Source organism: Asaia sp. BMEF1, from assembly GCF_051628905.1.
In the GTDB taxonomy this organism is placed as follows: Bacteria; Pseudomonadota; Alphaproteobacteria; order Acetobacterales; family Acetobacteraceae; genus Asaia.
In genome coordinates this window covers 2016828-2040653 of record NZ_CP157575.1, presented here as the reverse complement: position 1 = coordinate 2040653, position 23826 = coordinate 2016828, and the positions used below count along the sequence as shown (strand labels likewise).

At 60.4% G+C, this 23826-nt stretch carries 21 protein-coding genes and 1 tRNA gene; 12 read left to right on the top strand and 10 right to left on the bottom strand.

The genetic code is table 11. The features are described 5' to 3' along the window. Positions 1 to 48 precede the first annotated feature (48 nt). The 5 genes from ABHV46_RS08935 to ABHV46_RS08915 all read right to left on the bottom strand — a co-directional run bounded on the left by ABHV46_RS08935 (position 49) and on the right by ABHV46_RS08915 (position 8400). Positions 49 to 1548 (bottom strand): efflux transporter outer membrane subunit, encoded by a 1500-nt coding sequence (locus ABHV46_RS08935; RefSeq protein WP_438381182.1) that lies wholly within the window; start codon positions 1546 to 1548, stop codon positions 49 to 51. After that, entirely contained in the window at positions 1545 to 4637 is a 3093-nt protein-coding gene (locus ABHV46_RS08930) for an efflux RND transporter permease subunit (protein WP_438381181.1), read from the bottom strand. Before ABHV46_RS08930 ends, ABHV46_RS08935 begins: the two co-directional genes overlap by 4 nt. A gap of 34 nt (positions 4638 to 4671) precedes the next feature. Then, on the bottom strand, positions 4672 to 5817 hold the full coding sequence (locus ABHV46_RS08925) for an efflux RND transporter periplasmic adaptor subunit (protein WP_438381180.1): 1146 nt from the start codon (positions 5815 to 5817) through the stop codon (positions 4672 to 4674). A gap of 270 nt (positions 5818 to 6087) precedes the next feature. Further along, positions 6088 to 6897, bottom strand: coding sequence for an SDR family oxidoreductase (locus tag ABHV46_RS08920; RefSeq protein ID WP_336946931.1), 810 nt, complete (start codon positions 6895 to 6897; stop codon positions 6088 to 6090). A gap of 357 nt (positions 6898 to 7254) precedes the next feature. Beyond that, complete coding sequence (locus tag ABHV46_RS08915) at positions 7255 to 8400, bottom strand: AI-2E family transporter (protein WP_438384323.1); 1146 nt, start codon at positions 8398 to 8400, stop codon at positions 7255 to 7257. A gap of 357 nt (positions 8401 to 8757) precedes the next feature. Between ABHV46_RS08915 and pqqA the strand changes: the two genes are divergently transcribed. The 5 genes from pqqA to pqqE all read left to right on the top strand — a co-directional run bounded on the left by pqqA (position 8758) and on the right by pqqE (position 11934). Beyond that, positions 8758 to 8838, top strand: a complete 81-nt coding sequence (gene pqqA / locus ABHV46_RS08910; RefSeq protein WP_023978294.1) for a pyrroloquinoline quinone precursor peptide PqqA — start codon at positions 8758 to 8760, stop codon at positions 8836 to 8838. 90 nt (positions 8839 to 8928) lie between these two features. Next, complete coding sequence (pqqB, locus tag ABHV46_RS08905; RefSeq protein WP_438381179.1) at positions 8929 to 9840, top strand: pyrroloquinoline quinone biosynthesis protein PqqB; 912 nt, start codon at positions 8929 to 8931, stop codon at positions 9838 to 9840. Beyond that, positions 9837 to 10583, top strand: a complete 747-nt coding sequence (gene pqqC / locus ABHV46_RS08900; RefSeq protein WP_438381178.1) for a pyrroloquinoline-quinone synthase PqqC — start codon at positions 9837 to 9839, stop codon at positions 10581 to 10583. Before pqqB ends, pqqC begins: the two co-directional genes overlap by 4 nt. After that, a complete protein-coding gene (pqqD, locus tag ABHV46_RS08895) occupies positions 10580 to 10855 on the top strand; it encodes a pyrroloquinoline quinone biosynthesis peptide chaperone PqqD (RefSeq protein ID WP_336946934.1) in 276 nt (91 codons plus the stop codon). The genes pqqC and pqqD overlap by 4 nt, the downstream gene beginning before the upstream one ends. Then, entirely contained in the window at positions 10852 to 11934 is a 1083-nt protein-coding gene (gene pqqE, locus ABHV46_RS08890) for a pyrroloquinoline quinone biosynthesis protein PqqE (RefSeq protein WP_438381177.1), read from the top strand. The genes pqqD and pqqE overlap by 4 nt, the downstream gene beginning before the upstream one ends. A gap of 127 nt (positions 11935 to 12061) precedes the next feature. Here pqqE and hemJ read toward each other — a convergent pair whose 3' ends face one another. The 3 genes from hemJ to hemE are packed head-to-tail and all read right to left on the bottom strand — an operon-like array spanning position 12062 to position 14266. After that, a complete protein-coding gene (hemJ, locus tag ABHV46_RS08885) occupies positions 12062 to 12514 on the bottom strand; it encodes a protoporphyrinogen oxidase HemJ (protein WP_438381176.1) in 453 nt (150 codons plus the stop codon). Beyond that, positions 12511 to 13206 carry an HAD family hydrolase gene (locus ABHV46_RS08880; protein ID WP_438381175.1) on the bottom strand — a complete coding sequence of 232 codons (696 nt, stop codon included), beginning with the start codon at positions 13204 to 13206 and terminating at the stop codon, positions 12511 to 12513. Before ABHV46_RS08880 ends, hemJ begins: the two co-directional genes overlap by 4 nt. 4 nt (positions 13207 to 13210) lie before the next feature. Further along, entirely contained in the window at positions 13211 to 14266 is a 1056-nt protein-coding gene (gene hemE / locus ABHV46_RS08875) for a uroporphyrinogen decarboxylase (protein ID WP_438381174.1), read from the bottom strand. Between the two features lie 318 nt (positions 14267 to 14584). On the opposite strand from hemE, the gene ABHV46_RS08870 reads away from it, so the two are divergent. The 7 genes from ABHV46_RS08870 (at position 14585) to ABHV46_RS08840 (ending at position 21337) form a co-directional block, all read left to right on the top strand. Continuing rightward, positions 14585 to 15217 (top strand): Maf family protein, encoded by a 633-nt coding sequence (locus ABHV46_RS08870; RefSeq protein ID WP_438381173.1) that lies wholly within the window; start codon positions 14585 to 14587, stop codon positions 15215 to 15217. Between the two features lie 82 nt (positions 15218 to 15299). Continuing rightward, positions 15300 to 15375 (top strand) — tRNA-Ala (locus ABHV46_RS08865). A 340-nt stretch (positions 15376 to 15715) separates the two neighbouring features. Further along, entirely contained in the window at positions 15716 to 16009 is a 294-nt protein-coding gene (locus tag ABHV46_RS08860; protein ID WP_438381172.1) for a YtcA family lipoprotein, read from the top strand. Between the two features lie 114 nt (positions 16010 to 16123). Beyond that, complete coding sequence (locus ABHV46_RS08855) at positions 16124 to 17146, top strand: efflux RND transporter periplasmic adaptor subunit (RefSeq protein ID WP_438381171.1); 1023 nt, start codon at positions 16124 to 16126, stop codon at positions 17144 to 17146. Between the two features lie 95 nt (positions 17147 to 17241). Next, a complete protein-coding gene (locus tag ABHV46_RS08850) occupies positions 17242 to 19326 on the top strand; it encodes an FUSC family protein (protein WP_438381170.1) in 2085 nt (694 codons plus the stop codon). Further along, positions 19326 to 20888: a TolC family protein gene (locus ABHV46_RS08845; RefSeq protein ID WP_438381169.1), complete on the top strand. Its 1563-nt coding sequence runs from the start codon at positions 19326 to 19328 to the stop codon at positions 20886 to 20888. The genes ABHV46_RS08850 and ABHV46_RS08845 overlap by 1 nt, the downstream gene beginning before the upstream one ends. Further along, the gene (locus ABHV46_RS08840) at positions 20885 to 21337 is read left to right on the top strand and encodes a MarR family winged helix-turn-helix transcriptional regulator (protein ID WP_438381168.1); all 453 of its coding nucleotides are present in this window, start codon (positions 20885 to 20887) and stop codon (positions 21335 to 21337) included. Before ABHV46_RS08845 ends, ABHV46_RS08840 begins: the two co-directional genes overlap by 4 nt. Before the next feature lie 4 nt (positions 21338 to 21341). Here ABHV46_RS08840 and ABHV46_RS08835 read toward each other — a convergent pair whose 3' ends face one another. Together ABHV46_RS08835 and ABHV46_RS08830 are read right to left on the bottom strand one after the other, a co-directional pair. Continuing rightward, positions 21342 to 22469 carry a pyridoxal-phosphate-dependent aminotransferase family protein gene (locus ABHV46_RS08835; RefSeq protein WP_438384318.1) on the bottom strand — a complete coding sequence of 376 codons (1128 nt, stop codon included), beginning with the start codon at positions 22467 to 22469 and terminating at the stop codon, positions 21342 to 21344. A 41-nt stretch (positions 22470 to 22510) separates the two neighbouring features. Beyond that, positions 22511 to 23773 (bottom strand): allantoate amidohydrolase, encoded by a 1263-nt coding sequence (locus ABHV46_RS08830; RefSeq protein ID WP_438381167.1) that lies wholly within the window; start codon positions 23771 to 23773, stop codon positions 22511 to 22513. Positions 23774 to 23826 lie beyond the last annotated feature (53 nt).

The following is a 23826-nucleotide window of genomic DNA, read 5'->3' as shown; positions in this document are numbered from 1 at the left end:
CAGCGATGGTTCTCCTGTGCGCGCCGGTCATGCGGCGCGCCAGGAAGGTCAGAACGCCGCGTGCCAGTCTGTCGAGGGAACCTTCATAGCGGTATCGTTACGATGCCACCACCCGCCACCGAGCGCCTGAAACAGGGCTACGCTATCGGTGTAGCGCGTCGCCTTGGCCTGGATCAGGTTGAGACGGGCCTCAAGCTCGATCTGCACCGCCGCCTGAAGCAGAATCGGACTGATATCGCCGTAGGACATCTGGCTCTGCGAAATACGCAGGCTGCGCACGGCAGCATCTTCATTCGCCGCGCTGATGGTCAGGGCGTCTGAATCGTCCTGCAGGGCATGAAGCGTATCGGCCACGTTCTGCATCGAGGTCAGCACGGTGTTCTTGTACTGCTCTGTCGCGGCCAGAAGATTGTCTCGCGCCTGGCGCTCGAGATGCATCAGCTCGAAGCCCTGAAAAATGGGCTGCGCCACCATGGCGCCGATCGACCAGTTGCCATAACCGGGAGTGAAGAACTGGCTCATGGCATTAACGGCCTGACCCGGCGTGGCTGAAAGCTGCACATTGGGCAGGCGATTGGCAATGGCCACACCGACCTGCGCACTGGCGCTGTGCATCTGCGATTCCGCCGCGCGGATATCGGGACGCTGAGACAGCAGGGCGCTCGGCAAGCTGACCGGCAAGGTGGCAGGCAGACGATAGGCGTCGAGGGGAATTTCCGGCAGAACCTCGTCCGGCGTCGTGCCGACAAGGGCTGCGATCTGGTCATGCGCCTGCTCGGCCTGAAGGTGCAGAGGCGGCAGGGTAGCCTGCGCCTGTGCAAGGGCAGCCTTCTGCGCCAGAACCTGCGCCTCGGCAATATCACCGAGACGATACTGCTTTTCCATGACATCGAGCAGCTTCTGCTGGGTCGCGATGATGTCTTTCGTCGCCGCAATCTGGGCATTGACGCTCGACTGGGTAATCAGGGTGACGACCAGCGTGTTGATCAGCGTATTCGTGGTGGCAACGAGCTGGAAGCGCTGCATCTCTGCCTGAGCCGCCTGGTTTTCAACCTGACGACGCAAGCCGCCCCAGAGATCGGGCTGATAGGAGATATTCAGCTGAAGCGTATGAAGATTATAGAGATAGCTGTTATTGGCCGGCACAGGCGACAGCGCCTGAGAGGTCTTGTTGCGCGTCGGGTTGAACGAGGCCGAAATGCTGGGCAGAAGCGGCGCTCCGGCTACCTTCGTCTGCTCATAGGCCGCCTTGAGCGACGCCTGAGCCGATTTCAGCGACGGGTTGTTCTGCAAGGCACGCGCCACGAGACCATCGAGTTGCGGTGCACCTAGCGCCTTCCACCATTCGCCACTCAGATCGGCCCCGACTGTCAGAGTCTGGGCCGCTCCGGCGGCGCCGCTGCCTTGCGTGCCATGAATCGTGGCGGGCAGGGCGTTGCTCTGAAAGGCGGCATTCTTGAGCATGTCAGGCCGGTGAAAATTCGGGCCGATGGCACAGCCCGACAGAGCCAGTGCTCCGGCACAGGTCAGCAAAAGCTGTTTTCTCATGACACGCCTCCCGAACGGCGCGCCTTACGGCGCTCGATGAAATGCTCCATCTCGAAAAAGAAGACGGGCAGAACGAACAGGGTCAGCAGGGTCGCGATACCGAGACCGCCCACGACGACCGTGGCCAGACCGCGTTGCACGTCCGTACCGACGCCGGTGGCGAGAGCGGCTGGCAACATACCCGCACTGGCGACGGTTGCCGTCATGAGAACGGGGCGGAAGCGCTCGCCTGCGCCAGCCAGAACGGAGTCATGGATGCTCAGCCCGGAGCGATGATGTCGGTTGATCGCTGCAATCATGATGATGCCGTTCTGCACGGCCACACCGAACAGCGCGATAAAGCCCACGGCAGTCGCAATATTGAGCGTCTCGCCGCGCAGATGCAGGGCGATCAGACCGCCGAGCGTGGCAAGCGGCACGACGCTGAGCACGAGCACCGCATGTCGGAACGTGCCGAACTCCATGAACAGAAGCAGCAGCATGATCGAGAACATGACCAGCAAGGCTACGCCCAGACGGGCCTGGGCACGTTGCTCCTGCTCGAAGCTGCCTGCCCATTGCAGACGATATTTGCGGGGGTCGAAATGCACCTGCGCAGCGATGCGCTTCTGGGCATCTTCGAGATATTGAGAGAGCGGGCGCTGGCCGTTATCGACGCGAATGGTGATCTGACGCTCTCCCATCTCATGGGCAATGTTGCTCTCGCCCATATGCAGACCCACATCGGCCACCTCTGCCAGAGGGATCGGCGCGCCATCGGTCGAGCGCAGCGGTAGAGAGCGTATCGAGGCAAGGTCTTTCAAATCGTCGGACCCGACGCGCAGCGTTGCGTTATAGACGCGGTCTTCGACATAGACCGAGGTGATGGCGGCATCGCCAATCGCATTCTGCACGACTGTGCTGATGTCGGACACATTAATGCCATAACGTGACGCCTGGTCGCGACGAGGCGTGATCATGAGCTGCGGAATTTGCGGCTCCTGGAAAATCGAGGCCTCGGCGGTGCCGGGCACATCATGCAAGATACCCACGATCTCCCGACCTATGCGTCGCAATTCATGGAAATCATTGCCGTAGACGCGCAGCACCAATGGCGAGTGCGCGCCACCGACCAGATCGTTCATGCCGTCCTGAATAGGCTGGCTGATACCAAAGCTGATACCGGGAATCTGGACGAGCCGCTCGCGCAGACGATTGATGAACTGCGCCTTCGTTTCGCCACTGGCCCATTGATCGTATGGCTTGAGCCCGACCGGCATTTCGATATGCGAAAACGTCCAGGGATCGGTGCCATCATCGTTGCGACCCAGCTGGGTGATGGCATAGGACGTCTCAGGAAATTCCCTGATCGCCGAACGCACTTCGCTTGCAATGCGGCTGCCTTCATCGAGTGAAATACCCGTCGGGAGCTGAACCTGAAGCCAGAGCGCTCCCTCATCAAGATCGGGCAGGAATTCGCGACCGACCGTAGCGCCCAGAATCACGACCGCCAGCAATGCTGCGCCGCCACCGATATAGGTCACCAGCGGACGCGCCAGCATATGGTTGAGACCGCGTTCATAAGCGCGATGCAGCGCTTCGAGCGGACGATTGTGCCAGATGCGGCGCGGTTTGTGCAGAGCGAGGTAGCTGAGTGTCGGGATAAGGCAAAGCGCACAGGCCAGCGCGCCGATCAGCGCAAAACTGACCGTATAGGCCATAGGCCGGAAGAGTTTGCCTTCACTGCCTTCGAAGGCGAAAAGCGGACTGTAGGCCACGATAATGATGAGCGTGGAGGAGAAGATCGAACGCCCGGCGATACGCGCCACGCTCAGCACTTCGGTGCTGGTCAATGTCGCTTTCGGCGATTCCTCGCGCAGGCGCAAGATGGCCTCGGTAATGACGATGGCACCATCCACGATCACGCCGAAATCGATGGCGCCGAGCGAAAACAGATTGGCGGACATGCCGAAGAAATGCATCAGCACGAACACGGTCGACAGGGCGAGGGGTATTGTCACCGCCGTCACCACCGCACTGCGCGGGCTACCGAGGAAAAGCGTGAGAATGACCAGAACGAGGCCGATACCCTCAACCATGGTCTCGCCGACCTTGTGGGTCGTGGCCTTCACCAGATTGTCGCGGTCGATATAGGGCACGAGACGGACATCGAGCGGCTTGAGACGCTCCTGCAACTGGTCGACAACACCATGCACGTTATCCAGAACCAGAGACGGGTTGGCCCCTGACAGCATGGTCACGATACCCTCGATCGTATCGGGGTTGTTGTCCTTGCCCAGAATACCTTCGCGGATCTGATGACCGAACTGCACCTGACCCAGATCGCTCAGCAGGACAGGGGTGCCATTATGCTGGGCCACCACGATGCGCTTCATGTCATCGAGCGTATGGATCATGCCCACGCCGCGCACGATATAGGATTGCTCGCCGCGTGTGACACGGCCGCCCGCTGCATTGGCATTGTTGTTCTTGATGGCGTTGACCACGTCATCGGTGCTCAACCCGTAGCGCAGCAAGGCGTCGGGCTTAAGTACGAGCTGATATTCGCGCGTGAGCCCGCCGAAATTATTGACGTTCACAATGCCCGGTACGCGCTGAAGCGTGGGGATGACGATCCAGCGCTGCACATCGGAGAGCTGCATCAGATCCATCGAATCCGATTCCAGCGTGTAGCGGAAAATTTCACCAGCAGGCCCGGTAATCGGTCCGAGCTGGGGCGTCACGCCATCGGGCATGCTCGCCGTGCCAAGCAATTCGAGCACGAGCTGTCGGGCAGTAAAGACATCGACCCCGTCATGAAAGATCAGGGTAATGAGTGACAGACCGAATGTGCTGCTGGACCGGCTTTCGGTCACCCCCGGCACGGCAGCGAGCGCACGCTCGAGCGGAACGGTGATCTGCTGCTCCATTTCCTCGGCGGCGAGGCCGGAAACCTGGGTCGTGACCTGAACATTGACCGCCCCGAGATCGGGATAGGCCTCGACCGGCAGAACGCGCCAGGCGTAACCGCCCGCCAGAGCCAGAAAGACAGCGCAAATAAAAATTATATGCCGGCGCGTGAAGCACCAGGAAATCAGGGTCGCGATCACGGATTATAGGGCTCTCATCTGCGGCGCTGACAAATCAGTCATGATCATTGAGAAGGATGGCACCACGGGTGACAATCGTCTCTCCCGCCTGCAACCCTGAGAGAACACGCACTGCGTCCCCTTCGTCATAACTCACCGTCACGGCACGACGACGGAAATGCATCGGGGCGCCGTCCTGAACAAAAACGGTCAGTCGGTCATTGTTCATGAGCAGCGCTGTCTTGGGGATGATCACCATCTCGGGCTGCTTCACCGCAATTTCGATATCGGCAAACATGTTAGGGCGCAGCATCCCGTCAGGGTTCTCGCAGGTGATATGGGCGATCACACGTCTCGTATCGCTGTGCAAAGCCGGCTCGATCGACTGGATGGGGGCAGCGCAATGCTTGCCCGGCAGGGCGCTGATCTGCGCGCTCATCTGCTGGCCCAGCGAAACGATGCCAACCGAATCTTCGGGAATCTCAGCGTCTATCTGAACCTGGGAAAGGTCCAGCAGAACCGCCTGCACCGCTGTTGCATCCGTGACATTGACACCCGGAGCGAGTGTTGTGCTGGCAATAAGACCGTCTATCGGAGCAACGAGGCGCACAAGGCCTTCGCCATCCTGATCCGTGCGGCTGTTCAGGGTTTCGAGACGACGCTCGGCGCGCTGACGCTCTGCCTTGGCCTGAGCCAGATCGTTGAGTGCGGAATCCAGATCCTTGCGGGCGTTACCGCCAACGGCAAGCACATCCTGGGCACGTTTGACCACGCGCTCTTCATAGGTCTGCTGGGCACGGGCCTTCATCATATCGGCATAAGCCTGATCGAGATCGCCAGAGGCCAGCACGGCAAGAACATCGCCCTGGCGCACCATCTGGCCAGGCTGAAGATCTGTCCTGATTACATGGCCCGTCACGGGAGTCAGGATATTGAAACTGCGCCTGGGTTCAGCCGAGACCATTCCGGGCACACGCAGGCCGTGAGCCAGAATGCTGGCTTTGACCGGCTCGACACGAAGACGCTTCATGAGCGGAGAATCATCGGTAACGATCACCACGCCGTTCTCGCGTGTCAGCTGCGCCAGAGGGCGGCCGGGGCGGGAACCGCCATGCTCATGAACGATCGTGATCACCACCCCAAGCAGGACGATGGCGATAAGCGCTGCCAGACCGAGGCGGCGGATAAGAGGTGCCTGCATGGTCAGGCAAGGCCGTCAAGGGAGCGCATGGAAACCTCGGCTCAGGGAGTATGAAACATTTTGTCGCAGTTGATAGCCGTTCACCCCTGCTCAGCCAAGCGGTCTCCAGCCTCAGAACCGTGTTCTAATAGGATATGACAGCGAAACACGCATGATAATTTCATGTCATGCGCGAAACCGAAATCATTTTGCGTCAAATTCGACCCAGGCCCGGTGGCCGGACAGACCTGCCGAGATGACCCGCCCAAGCGGACCACCTTCACCGCCCGGTTATTGACCGTAGAAAAACCGGGCGGTCGCCCCACCATCGATCAGAAAATCGCTGCCAGTAATGTAGCCGCCTTCAGCACCGCTGATCAGCGCAGCAAGAGCAGCCACCTCATCAGGTGTTCCGGCGCGTCCCGCAGGCGCGCTGGAAAGCATGTTGCGATAGAATTCTGCCCGCTCTCCATTCAGCTCGTCATAGGCAAGCGGCGTGATGATAATCCCCGGACTGATCGCATTGATCCGGGCCCCGCGCGCTCCCCAGCGCAGCGCCTCGCCCCTGACACGCAACGAATTGCAGCGCTTCGACATCTGATAGGCAAGAAGCGTATCCTCGATCTCCCGAACGAAGGGCAGGGCCAGAAGGGCGTCAGCGGGGCTCGTTGCCAACTGCCTGTCCTGATCCGCACTGAGCGCAGGCATTCGATGGCCGGACTGAGAGGAGATCACGATTCCCGATCCGCCTCTGGCCATATTTCGCCCGAACTCCTCGAGCAACATTGCCGTCCCGTAGAGATCTACCTTGAGAATTGTCTCTACCGGTGCCTGTGAGGGTGACACCCCGGCAGCCTGAACGAGGGACATGAGCGGGCCGATCTTTTCCGCCGTCTCGACAAGCGAGCGAACGGACTGCCTGTCAGCAACATCGACCGTGACGACACTCGTCTCGTACCCTGCCAGTTCGAGAATCCTGGCGGCGTTTTCGGCCTTCTCACGGTGCAGATCGGCAAGCACGACATGGCGACCGCTGCTGATGCGGCGCGCAATCGCCTGACCGATCGATCCTGAACCGACAACGACAGTGACGTCTTTCATGGTTTTTCCAGTCCGCTGACTTGAGTATCCGGCCGGTCACGCCTGAGACACGCCATCATCCAGACGGGAGACCTGATGCAGTCTCGTCTCGATGGCGGAATTCATCCGCCTTTTTGCGCGCGCCCCAGAGAGCCCTTGGCGGCGGATCATACAAGGTCGTGACGCGCCTCATTAGGGCGCGTCAGGAATATGTCTTTATGTCTGCCATTCATGAAACCGGAGACACGCGGACGACCGCCTGCCAGTCGTAAGACAGAAGCGCGCTCGCATGATCGCCAAGCAGGCCGCCACGATCTTTCCCGGTCTGAAAATACCGGAAATGCTGCAATCTTTACCCCAGAGGGGCGTGCCTGAAAGCTAGGGCGCTGCCTCGGAAGTGACTTCCGGGCCAAGCGTGCGCAATGAGCGCGGTCTGACGGGGCCGCCGAGGACATGACCGATCGGGGTGAGTGCCTCGATGTGATCGCAGAAGATCTTGAACACGGCGAGCATGGGCACCGAGAGAAACGCCCCGCCGATGCCCCACATCCAGTCCCAGAACAGCAGCGATGCCATCACCAGAACCGGGTTCAAGGTGAAGCGCTTGGCCAGCAGCATGGGGGTGATCGTCTCGCCCTCGAGAATATGGATGCAGAGATAGATCGCGGGCGGCAGCAAGGCCAGCAGGAAGGAGGGAAAGCTGATAAGCGCCACACAGAAATAGACCACCACCCCTGTCATCGGTCCGATGATCGGCACATAGTTGAGCAAAAACGCCAGCACGCCCCAGAGCAGCGGGTTGGGCATGCCTGTCAGCCAGCATTGCAGCAGGTTCAGGGCACCGACCAGCAAGTTCATGATGGTGATGGTCGCCAGATAGAGCGAGACATTGCGCTCGATCTGCGTCGTGATCTGCACCAGCCGTCGCTTGTCCGAGTAGGTCGGCATGATCTCGACGATACGGCGCAGCAGGCTGTCTCCCTCGGTCATGAGGAAGAACTGCATCAGCAACATGGTGAAGAATTCACCCATGAAGGCGCGCGTGCCGATAAGGAAGGAAGAGCCCCAGACACGCAAGGTCTCTGCACCGCTGGCGCTGGATGACGCTGCGGCATTCGCCGCGCTGACATGATGATGACCGCCGCTCGACATGAGCGCCACAACGCGCAGATAGCCCCGTTGCAGGGAGTCGATCGGTCCCTGAAGGAAAGCGAGCTTCTGCTGAAGCGCCGGCAGGCTCTGGGGCACCTTGGTAAGCCAGGCTGCGGCAGGCACCGAGATGGCGGTGCCGATGCCGACCACGAGCAGAAACATGGCTATGATCAGCATCAGGGCCGCGATGGGCTTGGGAATGCGCAGCCGCCCATGCAGAAAGCGCATCGGCCCGATCATCAGCAGATTGACCACCATCGCAAAGACGAAGGGCAGAACGATATCGGCAGCGAAATACAGCGTGTAGAACACGGCCAGTAGCGAGAGGATGAGAATGCCCACATCGCGCAGACTCAGGCTGTGGCGCAGCATGGCCTTGCGGATCAGCCCGGCCTGATGGACATCGCTTTCAACAGTCTCACTTGTCTCGGGGGCCACATTCGACGCTTCACGAGAAGACATCGCCTTCTGCCCGGCTTCAGGCATGGGCGTGTCCGAAGTCAGAGACGGGTCTGACATGGCGGGCTGTTCTTTCCTGAAAGGCAGTTTGCGGCATGGAACGGGCGCCGTCATGAACGCCAATCAACCGCCCGGGATCACAATCGTTGCCATCAACGTGAAGCAGGTTACATTTTATTGGGTTGAATCACGTTGGCTTGCAACCCATTTTCGGGTTCTATCGTATAGCTGTCTCAGCACACGACTATGATTTTCAAAAAGGATATCGTCATGGCCTGGAACACCCCTAAGGTTACCGAAATTCCGCTCGGCGCCGAAATCAACTCCTATGTCTGCGGCCAGAAGAAGTAAGTTCTTCATCGGTTCGCTTACACGCAACAGCCGCACCCCTCGTGCGGCTGTTGTCGTTTCTGGCCGATAATGGACTGACCGACCCCGACCATGCTCGATATCATCGTTCTCGGCAGCGGCGCTGGCGGCGGCTTTCCCCAGTGGAACTCCAACGCTCCTGCGTGCCGCGCTGCCCGCGAAGGCAAGATCCCTTCCCGCAGCCAGGCCTCTCTCGCTGTTAGCGGCGATGGCCATAACTGGTTTGTGCTCAATGCCTCGCCCGACCTGCGGTCGCAGATTCTGGCAACCCCCGAATTGCAGGCGCAAACCGGGCTTCGCTCGACCCCGATACAGGGCGTCATTCTCACCAATGGCGAAATCGATTCCATTACCGGACTGCTGACCCTGCGCGAGCGCGAGCCTTTCCGGCTCTACGCCACGCAGGCGACCCACGCCCAGCTCGATGCCAACCCGATCTTCGAGGCGGTCAATCGCGAGATCGTTCCGCGCCTCGTGCTCAGCGAGCTTACCCCCATCGTCCTGCCGAACAAGGACGATACCCCGTCGGGCCTGACCGTGACCGCCTTCGACGTGCCCGGCAAGGCGCCGCTCTATGCCGAGCATCTGCCTAGCCAGAAGGGCGAGACGATCGGACTCGACATCACGGACGGGCAGCACAGGCTGATCTTTCTTCCCGCCTGCGCCGATCTCACCCCTGAAATACGTGCCCGCATACGCAGCGCCGATGCGCTGTTCATGGAAGGCACGCTCTGGCGCGATGACGAGATGATCCTTGCCGGGCTCAGCCCCAAGACCGGGCTGCGCATGGGGCATTTCTCCATGTCTGGCCCCGAGGGCATCATTGCGACGCTGCATGACGCGCCAGCACATCGCATTTTTATTCACATCAACAACTCAAACCCCGTTCTCCTCCCGGACTCACCGGAGCGCCGGACGGCGGAAGAAGCAGGCTGGATCATCGGCGAAGACGGTCTGCGCCTGACATTGGGAGCATCATCATGACGGTTCTTACCCCCGACGCCCTCGAAGCCCGCCTGCGCGAAATCGGCGCCGAGCGCTATCACAACCGTCATGCGTTCCATCGCGCCCTGCATGATGGCAAGCTGGACCGCACACAGGTTCAGGCCTGGGCGTTGAACCGCTACTACTATCAGGCCTCCATCCCCGTGAAGGATGCGACATTGCTCGCCCGCCTGCCCACGGCAGAACTGCGTCGTGAATGGCGCCGCCGCCTCGAAGATCATGACGGCAACGAACCCGGCACGGGTGGCATTGCGCGCTGGCTCAAGCTGACGGACGGGCTCGGCCTCGCACGCGATTATGTGGAAAGCCTTCAGGGTATGCTGCCCGCAACCGGCTTCGCCGTGGAAGCCTATGTACATTACGTGCGCGACCGCTCCGTTCTGGCCGCCATCGCCTCGTCCCTGACCGAACTTTTCTCGCCGACGATCATCAGCGAGCGCGTTTCCGGCATGCTGCGCCATTACGACTTCATCTCTGAAGAGACACTGGCCTATTTCGCCCCGCGCCTTACCCAGGCCCCGCGCGATTCAGATTTCGCTCTGGCCTATGTGAAGGAACACGCCCGCACGGCCGAGCAACAGAAAGAGGTCATCGACTCGCTGATCTTCAAATGCAACGTGCTCTGGACGATGCTCGATGCGCTCCAGCATGTGTATATGGAAGGCCATCCTGCCCCCGGTGCCTTTGCCGGGGCCCAAACCCCAGAGGCCTTCACCGCGTGAGCGTTTCCGAAGACAGCATTCTGAAATTTACCCGCGGTCATCGCCTTCAGCATGACCGCGTGCGCGACGTCTGGCTGATTCAGGCGCCCGAAAAAGCCTTTATTGCCGATCCCATCGCCGCGGCCATTCTGCGCCTTGTCGATGGCGCCCGGCCGCTCGGCGCCCTGATCGACACGCTGGCCGAGACCTATCAGGCGCCACGCGATGTGATCGCTGCCGATGTACAGACCCTTCTCGCTTCGCTCATTGAGCAGAAAGTGCTGAGCGCATGAGTTTCGCGCCGCCCCCGATGAGCCTTCTTGCCGAATTGACCCATCGCTGTCCGCTCGCCTGTCCCTATTGCTCCAACCCCCTCGCCCTCGATCGCCGGGCGTCGGAAATGGACACGAAGGACTGGCTGCGCGTGCTCGACGAGGCAGCGTCTCTGGGGGTGTTGCAGGTACATTTTTCCGGTGGCGAGCCGATGGCGCGCAACGATCTGCCCGAACTTGTGCGTCACGCCAGCAAGCTCAATCTCTACACCAACCTCATCACGTCGGGCGTGCTCATCAATGATGCCACGCTCGAGGCTCTCGACACTGCAGGGCTCGACCATATCCAGCTCTCCTTTCAGGATGTCGATGAGGCCGGTGCCGAACGTATTGGCGGTCTGCGCGGCGCCCAGGAAAAGAAACTGAATGCCGCCCGCCTCATCAAGGCGCGTGGCATTCCCCTCACCCTCAATTTCGTCGTACATCGCGAAAACGTCGCCCGCGTGCCTGAAATGCTGGATCTCGCCCACGAGCTTGGCGCAGGCCGCGTTGAGATTGCCCATACCCAGTATTATGGTTGGGGCCTCAAAAACCGCGATCTTCTGATGCCCTCAGCCGCCCAGCTCGAAGCCTCCACTGAAGCCGTGGTGAAGGCCCGCGCCCGTTTCGGCAACAGCCTCGCCATAGACTACGTCACACCCGATTACCACGCCGATCAGCCCAAGCCCTGCATGGGCGGCTGGGGCCAGCGTTTCGTGAACATCACCCCCTCGGGCAAGGTGCTGCCCTGCCACGCCGCCGAAACCATCCCGAACGTGGTCTTCCCCAGCGTCGCGAAGGAATCGCTTGGCACCATCTGGCAGGATTCCCCCCTGTTCAATCTGTTTCGTGGCACTGACTGGATGCCCGAGCCCTGCCGGAATTGCAGTCTCAAGGAAGTGGATTGGGGCGGGTGTCGCTGCCAGGCCCTTGCCCTGACCGGCGATGCATCAGCGACCGATCCCGTCTGCGCCCGCTCAAACCAACATGCACTGGTCATGGAGGCCGCCACCGCTGGTCACGACGGTGAGTTTCTTTATCGACGGTTCGGAGCGACCTGAAGAGCAGGCAGGGCTCTGCCCCGCTCCCCGCCAAAGGATGGTCATCCTTTGGAAACCTGTTTGATCTCAAGCGGGGACCGGAGGGGCTTGTCCCTTCGCAGGTCCAGGGCAGAGCCCTGGAGGCCTCTCACCCAGAAAAAGGCCGAACCACGATCATGATAACGATCACGACCATCAGAAGCGTCGGCACCTCATTGGCAATGCGGTAAAATCGCTCCTGATGCAGACGCTGGTCGGCAGCGAACTCACGACGCCAGCGGGCGCAGAAACCGTGAAACCCGCAGAGCAGCAAGACGGTAACGAGCTTGATCCACCACCAGGGGGCAGACCAGTCGATCAATCCGGGGAGTGAGGCGAGCAGCCCGCCCGAGAGAAGGGTCGCGATCATGGCAGGCGTCATGATGGCGCGCAGAAGGCGGCGTTCCATGATCTGGAAGCGCGCACTCTCTTCCGTGCCGGGGGCTACTTGGGAGTGATAGACGAAGAGGCGAGGGAGATAGAAATTACCGGCCATCCATGAGGTAAAGGCCAGAATGTGCAGCACTTTGAGCCAGGGAAACCAGGGCATGAGGGCGCTCATCGGGCTTGCTCCTTCAGCACACCTGCGAGAACGGGCACAAGGTCATCCAGATGGGCGATACGTCTCAGCCCAGGCCAGTCATGCGCAGGAGGCGGCCCTTCGGCACGAAGAAGAATGCACGCCATACCGGCATCATGAGCAGCCTGAACGCCGGTATCGGAATCTTCGATCACCACGCAGGATGATGGATCGACGCCTTCCTCGGCAGCAGCATGCAGAAAGACATAGGGGTCCGGCTTGGGCCGCATCATGTCGCGTGCTGAATGAACGCGGTCACGGGGAAAAAACGGGGCGAAGCCGACACGGGCGAATTTCACGTCCATTTCGGGCCAGGATGAGTTCGACCCCACGCGATAGGGCAGATCGAGCGCCTTCACGCCTACGAGCATGGCAGCCGCCCCATTGATGGGTACAGCCTCGTCACGCATCAGATCGACCAGCTTGTCCTGCATGATTGCGACGTAGTCGACACCGAGATCATGCCCCGTTTCGGCTTCAAGCTCGCATTTGACCTGAGCCAGCGCCTTGCCGGCAAATCTCTCGAGCGACTCCTCGTCGCTGAGCGCAATGCCATGATCGCGGGCTACACGCGCCACGAGACGGCAAGAAGGGCCCTCGCTGTCGATCAGCACGCCATCGCAGTCGAAAATCACGAGGCGCAGCGCGCCCGAGGGAGACAGGGCGTGGGCCATGCTCTCAGCCGATATCACGCACGGCATTGACGAGGGCACCGACATGCTCTGGCGGGGTTTCGGGCATCACGCCATGACCGAGATTGAACACATGCGGGCGGCCCTTGAGAGCGTTCCTGATCGTGTGCGCTTCATCGATGAGGGCTTGCCCGCCGTTTTTGAGAATGATCGGGTCGAGATTGCCTTGCAGCGCCAGCGTATCGGGGCAGAGAGCGGCCATCTGCGCCATATCGACCGATGTATCGCAAGCCAAGGCATCCACGCCCGTTTCACGAGCATATTCGAGAGCCATGAGTCCGGCGAGACGGGGGAAACCGATGATTTTTACGCCGGGTCTGGCGGCGCGAATGCCCTGCACGATGGCGCGTGTGGGAGCGATCACATGCTGACGGAACTGCGAGGGGGGCAGCAGACCGGCCCAGCTATCGAACAGCATGACAGCTTCAGCACCGGCATCGATCTGGCCGATCAGCATGTCGGTGGTGGCCTGTGTCAGTAGAGCGATGAGATCGCTGTACAGAGCCGGGTCCTGCAAGGCCATGGCGCGGGTTACGCCGAACTCACGCGAACTGCCTCCATCGACCATGTAGCAGGACACGGTAAACGGGCTGCCTGCAAAGCCGAGAAGCGTCGTAGGCTGGGGGAGTTCGCGGGCCAGAATTCGCAACGTTTCCTGGATCGGTGCAACGATTTCGGCTACGCGGGAGGAAGACAGCGCGTCGAGAGCGGCGCGATTGCGGATCGGTTCCATGACCGGGCCGCGCCCTTCGATGAATTTCAGATCCTGACCCATGGCCCAGGGCAGGACCAGAATGTCGGAAAACAGGATAGCACCATCCATGGCGTAGCGGCGAATGGGCTGAAGGGTCAGTTCTGCCGCGATGTCAGGGGTGGTACAGCGCGTCAGGAAATCGGCCTTGGCACGTTCTGCCCGGAACTCGGGCAGATAGCGACCGGCCTGTCGCATCAGCCAGAGCGGAGGGGGCCAGACAGCCTCTCCCTGGAGGACACGCAGAAGCGGTTTTGCAGGCTTGGGCTGAGGTGAGATTTCACTATCCATGCCGACCAATAATCATAAAAGAAAAGAGAAAGATATCCTGTCGGATAGGTTGATCCCTGTGGATGACGGGGTACCCATCTTTCCGAAAACGTACCCCGACTTACCAACACTGTGTACAAACGATAAAGCCTTTGGTTTGAGGTGTTTGCGAGAGTTATCCCGAAATACCCACAGAAGACCTGTGTACAACCCACCGGTACCGCCAGAAAAAGTACAATCCACGGTACTCGGTACGCTTGCTCCAGAAGCCTCGTACAATCCCCATGTACCCCAGTACTGACGGTACTCATTCACCCCCCTTACGGAAGGAGACGCCTTATGGAGTCGGTATATGCGAATCCGGGCACAGCCCGCCTGTTTCTCGCCAGCGGATCGTCGGCGCGGCTTGGTTTGCTACGGGAGGCGGGTGTTGAGGTCACGTCCTGTCCGGTAGGGATTGATGAGGCTGCGATCAGAGATGCGATGAGGGCTGAAAAGGCCTCGCACGGGGACATCGCTCTGGCGCTCGCTGATGCCAAAGCTCTAGGGTTTTTCAGGAAAACCGATTTTATGAGCGCCGATTTTGTTATCGCTGCTGATCAGATTCTGGAGTGCGATGACATCGGTTTCGACAAGCCGGAAACGCTCGATCAGGCGCGTGAGCAATTGCGTTATCTAAGGGGTCGTACGCATCGGTTGCAGACGGCGCTGGTTCTGTACAGAAACGGCCAGAAGCTCTGGGAGCATCTGGCCACCCCGAAACTGACCCTGCGCGACTTCAGTGAGGCGTTTCTGGACGCCTATATAGAGAGCGAGGGTGAGGCTCTTTTATCCTGCGTGGGGGCCTACAGGCTCGAAAGGATGGGTGTACAGCTTTTCGAGGCAATCAAGGGCGATCACGACGCCATACTGGGTCTGCCGCGCCTCCCGCTTCTGGCTGTACTGCGTGATTTCGGTCTGGTGAAAAAATAGTGTTTTAAGGGCTTGTCAGCGGGAAGGCCCCCCGCTATACCCGCGCCACTGGCCTGACCCAAGGGGCTGGTTTTGATACGGCGGGGCCATAGCTCAGTTGGGAGAGCGCCTGAATGGCATTCAGGAGGTCGTCGGTTCGATTCCGATTGGCTCCACCATCATCTCCCGAAAATACAGAATTTTGTATCTCCCCGAGAGATCTTCCTGTTCTGTTTCGGACGAATTTTCTCTTTTTCAGTTCAGCGATGCTCTGTGGCTTCTCTTTATCGAGCTGGTCTATCAGGGTTCGAAAACCTCTCTCGGCCCTGTCCGAAACGGTCGATGCTACGGCTGAAACGGCTCTTTCTCTTCAGGGGCGAAGCCCGCTGTATTTCACAGGTAAAGGCAGAATTGCAGTGATTTTACCCGGAAACGCAGGTTTTTCAGATAATGGTTGATATATAAACCATTTTAGTGTTCTGTCGTCCGGTTCGGAAAACGATATCAGATGACAGAATCATGACCCCTTTGCGTTCCTCCCCCAGACGGGGGCTTTTCGCGCTTTGTCGTGCCGCGCCCTTGCCCGCCTTAGCGCTGAGCGGCTGCACGCGTGCGCCATTGCAGGATGTACTGGGCTCGTTTTTTCCGTCATGGATGCTCTGTGCGACTCTGGGTGCCGTGGCGGCTGCGGTGCTGCGCGCTGTGCTGGGTGTGTTCGATCTGCAGAAGGCTGTGCCCGCGCCGATGCTGACCTATATCGCCTTCATGGTCGCCGTCACCTTTCTGGTGTGGCTGGTTTTCTTCGGTCACTGAGGCGATGTCCGGTCTTTCAGGATCGGGCGACGATATCAGCTCCTTGTTTTGCGAAGGCCTTTCTCCGGTCGGATAGTGTGAACCGATCGATCAAAGGTGTCAGGCGGTCCCTTCATGAGTTCCCTTACCTCCCGCATCGGGGGCATCGCGCTCCTGGTTCTGTCTCTCGCTGCCTGTGTCATCACCGGCTTTCTGGTGTTGCAGCGGCTTCATGAACGCCCGAGAACCGAAGACGCCTATATTGCCGCCAATATCGTGCATCTGGCGCCTGAAGTGAGTGGACGCATCGTGTCGATTTCCGTGCATGACAATGACAAGGTCAAGCGCGGACAGGTGCTCTATGTGATCGACCCCGAGCCTTACACCTATCGGGTGCAGCAGGCTCAGGCGCAGGTCGATGGTCTTCAGGCACAGATCGACGTCCAGACCAGTCAGGTGAGTTCCCAGGTCTCCCATGCAGGGGCCGAGGCCAGCGCCGTGCAGAGCGCTCGTGCGCGTCTTGCGTTGGCGCATGCCACTCAGAACCGCCTGGCCCCGCTTGAGAAACAGGGTTTCGTGACGCGTGAAGCGCTCGATCAGGCGCTTGCCGAGACGCGCAGTGCAGAGGCTGGTCTGCAGCAGGCCCTGCAATCGGCAGTGTCTGCGCATCAGGCGGTGCGAAGCGTGGCGCCTTTACGTGCCGATCTTGCCGCAGCCCAGGCCCAGCTTCGTGAAGCCCAACGCGATCTCCGCCTGACCAAGGTGCGAGCTCCCTGCGATGGCATCGTGACCGATCTGAATGTATCGTCGGGTGAATATGCCTCGACAGGCAAGCCTGTCTTCACCCTGGTCGACAGCGAAACCTGGTGGGCCATCGCCAATTTTCGAGAGACGCAGCTTGTGGGGTTGATGGCCGGTCAGCGGGTCAAGGTCTATGCCATGGCTCAGCCCGGCAAGCCGATCATGGGCACGCTCGAAAGTCTCAATGCCGGTGTCGTGCCCGATGAGGGCACCAGCGCCAATGGTCTGCCAAAAGTGCCGCGCACGCTCAACTGGGTGCGCATCGCCCAGCGCTTTCCGGTGCGTATCAGGCTGGATAATCCACCGAGCGATCTGATGCGCGTCGGGGCCACGGTCGTCGTGGTTGTCATGCGATGAAGGCAGTCCAGCAGCAAAGGGCTGGGGCAATACGCCGCGAAAGGCGGAACGATCCGCCATCGACTTTCTCCTTTCTGAAAAAGGAAATGGCCCCTGTGCCCGGCCGCGCCCGTAATACGGTGCTGCTGGTCGTGCAGGTGATCGTGACGATCATCATTGGTGAGACGTTTCGGGTGCCCGACCTGCCTGTACTGGTCTTTATCTGCTTTTTTCTCTCCGGCAATGATGCTGCCTCGAACACGAGCACGGCTATCATGGGCGGTGCAGTCATCGTCGCAGGAACGGCGCTTACCATTCTGCTGATGATGGCAAGCCTTTCCGAGCCGGGGCTAAGATTGCCGCTGATGCTGCTCATGACGCTGGCGGCCGGATTTCTCTCCCAGGCCATGACCATGGGGTCTCTCGCGAATATCCTGCTCTTCTGGATCGTCTACATGTCCATGAGCGCGGATATGCTCGAGACGGTCGGGTATTCGCTCGACGGGTTTATAGGCAATACGACAGATAGCGCCGTGCCCGATGCAGCGTTCATGCCGCCCGAAGAGGCAATGCTGCATACGCTACTCTGGGTCGGCGCGGTGTTCATTATTGCGCTTGCGATCATCGCCATCGTCAATCGCCTCGCCGGGTATGATCCGCTGACCATGCTGCGAGACGGTCTGGCGCAGCGCTTCGAGGCGGTATCGCGTGCCTGCGAGACCGGGGCCACGCCTCAGACGGGCGAGATGGCGTCGATCAGGGGCTTCGCGGAGCAGGGTGTAGCGTTGCTGCGTCAGTTTCACGATCTGAGCATGAAGATCCACCCCGAAATGTCGCGTCATCATGTCGGCCTGGCCATGATCCGCAATACGGCCCGTCTGGTGATGATCGTGCTCGCCTGGAGCCAGCTCGGTCGGCCCGAAGGCTCGCGTTTTCTGCAGCGTATCGGACAGATCGTCGCGCAATGCGGCCATGTGTACAAGCACGGACGCGAGCGGGCACCCGCGATCGATTTCGATCAGGCCGAACTCGAAGCCCTGGCGGCCGAATTTCGCGATGACCCGAAGCTCTATCCGCTGGCGATCGAGTTCATTCGTAGCCTGACGATCATTCACGGGCTTCTGATGCGCCCGGAGACGACAGCACCGAGTTTTGCTCCTGAAATCAGGGCGGCAGCGCAGGGGTTTTTCAAGCCGGACGCCTTCAGCAACCCGGCCTATCCGCGTGCGGCTATACGTATCGCGCTCAGCGTTGTCATTTGTTACGCGATCACACGTTTCACTTCCTGGCCGGGTATTCAGACCTGCGTGGTCACCTGCTTTCTGGTTTCGCTCGGCACGGTCGGTGATAGCGTGCACAAGATGCTGCTGCGTGTGGTCGGTGCCATGATCGGGGCATTTTTCGGTATCGGGACGATCCTCGTTTTCATGCCATCGTTGACCGATTGTCTGGACCTCATTCTGGTTGTCATTCCGGTGGCGGCTTTCGCCGGCTGGATCAAGAGCGGTAGCGAGCGCATCTCCTACGCTGGCGTGCAGATCGCCATGGCCTATTTCATGACCATATTGCAGGGCTACGGCCCGACGCTCGATATGGAGACGGCGCGTAACCGCGTGGTGGGCATCATCATCGGCAATGTCGTGGTCTATCTGATGGCCGCAGCGCTCTGGCCGGTCAGCGCAACCAACGTGGCGCGCAAACATCTCTCGGGCGCCGTCAGGCAGCTTGGCGATCTGATCGTGCTGCGCCGCGAGAACCCCGACGCTGCCGTGGATATCGGGCAGGAACGCGAGCGCGAGAAATTCGGTCGTGCTGTGGCGGCCACCCGCACGGCGCTACGCAATGCCCCTTTCGAGGAGGAGCGCCTCAGGGGCGACGCGTTCATTCCCGATATCACCCTGCCTCTGGTGAGCGATATCCAGATGCTCTCGATCCCCGTCGCCGTCATTGCAGATGTTCGTCGCGAGCCGGATGAGGCGGCACGAGACTATGTCGAGACCATGCGCCTGTGGTTCGACGAACTCGCACTATGGCTTCATGACGGGCGTGACGGGCTGGCTTTGCAGACCCGTCTGCCGCCTCTGCCCGTGATGGAGCAAGATGCCCAGCGCATGGTCTGGTTCGGCCTGCTCGATGAGCGTCTGCGCCGTATCGTTCAGACTTACGACCCTGATGCGCGTGAACAGGAAAGTGCTGCCTGATGTCCCGCTCTGCTACCCGGATTTTCCTGATGACCCGACCGGCTCTTTCCCTTCTCCTGGTGGCGTCGCTGCTGTCCGGCTGTAACGATACGCGCGATCTTGCGCCGCAAAGCGCCGATCATGCCTGGCGCCCGACCACCAGAACTGGCCTTGTTCTGCCACCCGGCATACGCCACCCTGCAGTATCAGTAGAGGCGGGAGAGGGGCAGATCGCTGCGGCTCATATTGGCCCTGCCCTGCCCGATGCCTCAGACCGGGGGCTTAGCCTGCCGCAGCTGATCGATCTGGCCGAGCGCAACAACCCACGCACGCGCATTGCCTGGGAATCCGCCAGACAGGCGGCGATCAATGTCGGCATGTCGCGCGCCGCCATGCTGCCGCAACTGACCTTTTCGGCCATGGGCGGGTTTCAGCGCATGGCTTTGCCTCTGCCAAATTATCTGTCGAGCCGCGGTTATCTCACCTCGAACGGTGCGGCGGCTTTTCCCAAGCTCGAACTCGATTATCTGCTGCTCGATTTCGGGCGGACGCGTGCGCAGATAAGAGAGGCGAAATTCCAGACACTGGCGGCCAATTTCGGCTTTTCGGCGGTGCATCAGCAACTGATCCTCGATGTGATCAGCGCTTATCACGCGCAGCAGGCGGCGCAGGCCATTGTCGTTGCCTCGCATCATGCCGTCGATAACATGGCACTGCTGCTCAGGGCGGCGCAGTCGCGCCACGATCACGGCGAGGCAACGATCGTCGATGTCGCCACGTCACAGCGCAATCTGGCTCAGGCACGTTTCGATCTCGACAAGGCCACCGATGCCGAACATGGGGCGCGTCACGCTTTGCTTGAGGTGACCGGCCTCCCTGCCACGCTGGCTATGGCCATCGAGCCTGTTCCGGCACAGACATTGCCGCATAGCGCACCCGAGCAGATCAGGCAGCTCGTCACCCAGGCGCTCGCCTCGCGTCCCGATCTGCTGGCGGATATCGCCAAGCTGCGCGCCTCGGATGAAGCTGTGCTGGCGTCGAAAGCGGCGCTGCGCCCGCAGATTTCCTTCGTCGGTACGGCGTCGGGTTATCTCGGCGCGCTCAAGACCTATGGCACGGGGCGTTCCGCACCGGCTTCGGCCATTGCCCAGCCTGAGGCAGGCGCGTTTTTACAGCTTAGCTGGCCGATCTATCAGGGCGGGTTGCGCGCCAATGCCATACACATGGCCGAATCTCGTCGCGATGCGGCAGAAGCGACACTGCTCAAGGACCGGCTGAGTGTCGAGCGTCAGGTGGCTGATAGTCAGGATGCGCTCGAAACGGCTCTGGCGCAGGTCAAATCGGCGCAGGTGCTCAACGATGCCGCGCAAACGGCCAATGAAGGCGCGAGCCAGGCTTACGCTCATGGTGTCGGCACCATGACAGACGCTTCGACCGCAGCGGCAGCGCTTTTCGAGGCACAGGCTTCTCTTGCGGTCAGTATCGCCCAGGCCTTCACGAAGGCAGCAGCGTTGGCCCATGCTACCGGGCAGCTCGATCTGGCCAATAATACGCCTGACGATCTGTCGGAAGCCGCCCCATGACGAGGCATCGGGACGAAGTTCCCACGCTGGGGCGCATGATGGCACTGATTGCCCGGCGTTGGCGTCAGATCCTCGATGCAGGGCTCAGGCCTCATGATCTGACCGATGCCACCTGGCAGCCATTGCTGGAATTATACCGTCATGGCGGGCCGCTTCACCCTAAGGAAATTGCCGACGCGTTGCTGCTCGATAAATCCTCAATGGTGCGGATCCTGCGCACACTTGAGGAAAAGGGCTTTGTGACGCGCACTCCCGACGAAGCCGATCGCCGAGCCTTTTTCGTCAGTCTGACAGACGCGGGCGAAACCCGTCTTCAGGAGGTCATGCGCCTGTCGCGAGAAATCGAGATGCGGGCGATTGCGGGCGTGGCGAAAGAAGATCTCGCCGCCACGCGCCGGGTGCTCAAAGCGATCCATGACGAGATCCAGTCAGTGGAGACGCTTCCCTGAAGGGCTATTTCTCGCTTTCGAGCACGGCCCTGAGGGCCGCGAGGGTCAGACGTACCTTGTGCAGCTCGGCATTATAGCCCATCGCGCCCAGACGCCAGATCTTGCCGACCAGCGGGCCGAAAGCGGTACCGATCTCGATCTGGTATTCGTCGCGCATACGGCTGCGCACCCGCTCGCCATCGATGCCGTCAGGGATATACACCCCCGTGACATTGCTCATGCGATAGGCATCCTGCCCGTAAAGCCGCAAGCCGAGAGCGCGCAGCCCTTCGGACATTGCCTTGCCTGCGGCGACATGGCGGGCGAAGCGGTTTTCGAGCCCTTCTTCGAGCGCCAGACGGGCGCATTCGCGCGCCGCATACAGCATCGAGGTGGCTTCGGTGTGATGGTTCAGGCGCTTTTCGGACCAGTAATCCATCACCATCGCCAGATCGAAATAATTCGAGCGGATGAACGGGCGGGTACCGTCGCTGATATCGTCACGACGAATGCCGCTTTCGACCTTGCGTCGTGAGAAAATGAATTCGGCAGCCCTGTCGGAGACGGTTATGGGGGCGCTACCCGGCGGGCCACCCATGCATTTCTGAAGCCCGGCGGAAATCACGTCGATTTCCCATTCATCGGTGCGCACCGGCATACCGCCCAGCGTTGCCGTGGCATCGACATAGGAAAGCGCACCGTATTTGCGGCAAAGCGCGCCAATGCCTTCGAGCGGCTGGGCTGTCGTGGTCGAGGTGTCGCCATGAATGGCGGCGAAGACGGCGGGGCGATGCTCGGCAAGTGCGGCCTCGATCTGCGCCAGTGTCGCGACCTGCCCCCATTCGAGATCGATCGTGGCGATGTCGGCACCCAGACGCTCGGCGATTTCACCCAGCAACATGCCGAACCGACCCGAACGGATGAGCAGCACCTTTGCGCCCGGCTCGATGAGTGAGGTGAGTGCGGCCTCGATCCCGGCGCGGGCCGAGCCGTCGATCAGGAAGGTCCAGCGGTTTTTTGTCATGAAGACCTGACGATAGAGATCCATCGTCTGGTTCATGTATTCCGTCATCTCGGGGTCGAACTGGCCGAGCATGTCAGCGCCCATGGCGCGCAGCACACGCGGATGCACATTGATGGGCCCCGGCCCCATCAGCAGGCGCTGGGGGGGATCGATCTCACCGTAGAAGTTGTTCACCGTTCTTCTCCAACGCGGGTGATGAAATTGACCAGCGTACGATGCGCGGCCTCGACATCTTCACTGTCAACGGCTTCTGCCGGGTTATGGCTGATACCGCCTTCACAGCGGATGAACAGCATGGTCATCGGTGCCAGATGGGCCATGATCATCGCATCATGCCCGGCCTGGCTCAGTAGAACCGGCGGTGTCTTACCCGTGGTCTCGATAATGGCGTCACGCAGGGTCGCGTTCAGCGCCTCATTGCACAGGGCACCTTGCAGATCCTGCACCTGCTCGACAGCAAGCGTGACGCCGCGTTTATGGCTGATCGCCTCAAGTGTCTTGAGGATCTGTCCTGCGGCGTCTTCGCGCACGCCCGGCGTGACGGCCCGGATATCGACTGTCATGACCGCAAGACCAGGCACGACATTAGGGGCGCCATTTTCGACGGTCAGAAAGCCGACTGTCGTGACCAGATCATCCGGCCCGGCGCAGCCGATGGCTTCGATAGCGGTAATGGCTTCGGCAGCGGCAGCAAGCGCGTCGCGCCGTTCATGCATGGCCGTGCCTGCATGGGCCGCCTGACCGCCCAGCGTGACGCGATAGCGATATTGCGAGGCGATCCCCCGAACCAGACCCAGTGGCAGAGCGGCCCGTTCGAGATGCGGCGCCTGCTCGATATGCGCCTCGACATAAGCGAGTACATTGTCGCGCTTCGCGGTCTTGAAACGTGTGGTCGAAAGGCCCCAATCGGCCAGGGCATCGTGTAGTGTAACGCCATCGCGATCGGTCACGCTGTCATCGATCGTCTGGGTCAGACCCGCTGCCGAGCGCGACCCCATCATATAAGTCGAAAAGCGCGATCCCTCCTCATCACCGAAGCCGATCACTTCAAGGGCAAAGGGGAAACGCTGGTTGTGACGATGGAAATGCCCGACTGCCTCGATGCCGAGCATGACGCCCAGCATGCCGTCATAACGCCCGCCATCGCGCACGCTATCGACATGCGAACCGATGAGCAGGACCGGCGCATCGGGCGTCGTACCTGCATAATGACCGATGATATTGCCGACTGCATCGGTCTCGACGCTCATGCCGGCGTTGTCCATCCACTGGGCCAGACGCTCGAGCGTTGCCCTGTGGGCGGGGCTCAGATAGGGCCGAAACAGGCCATTAACCTGATCGCTATAAGGGGATGCCCCGAGTTCGTCGCAACGGGCCTTGGCCCGTGCGCCACCAGCTTGAATTTCCGACGCCTCAATCATGTATACAAGCATGTCTCATGCTTGTGAGAAAAACAATCGAAAGCTGACCATGGAATGAAAACTGC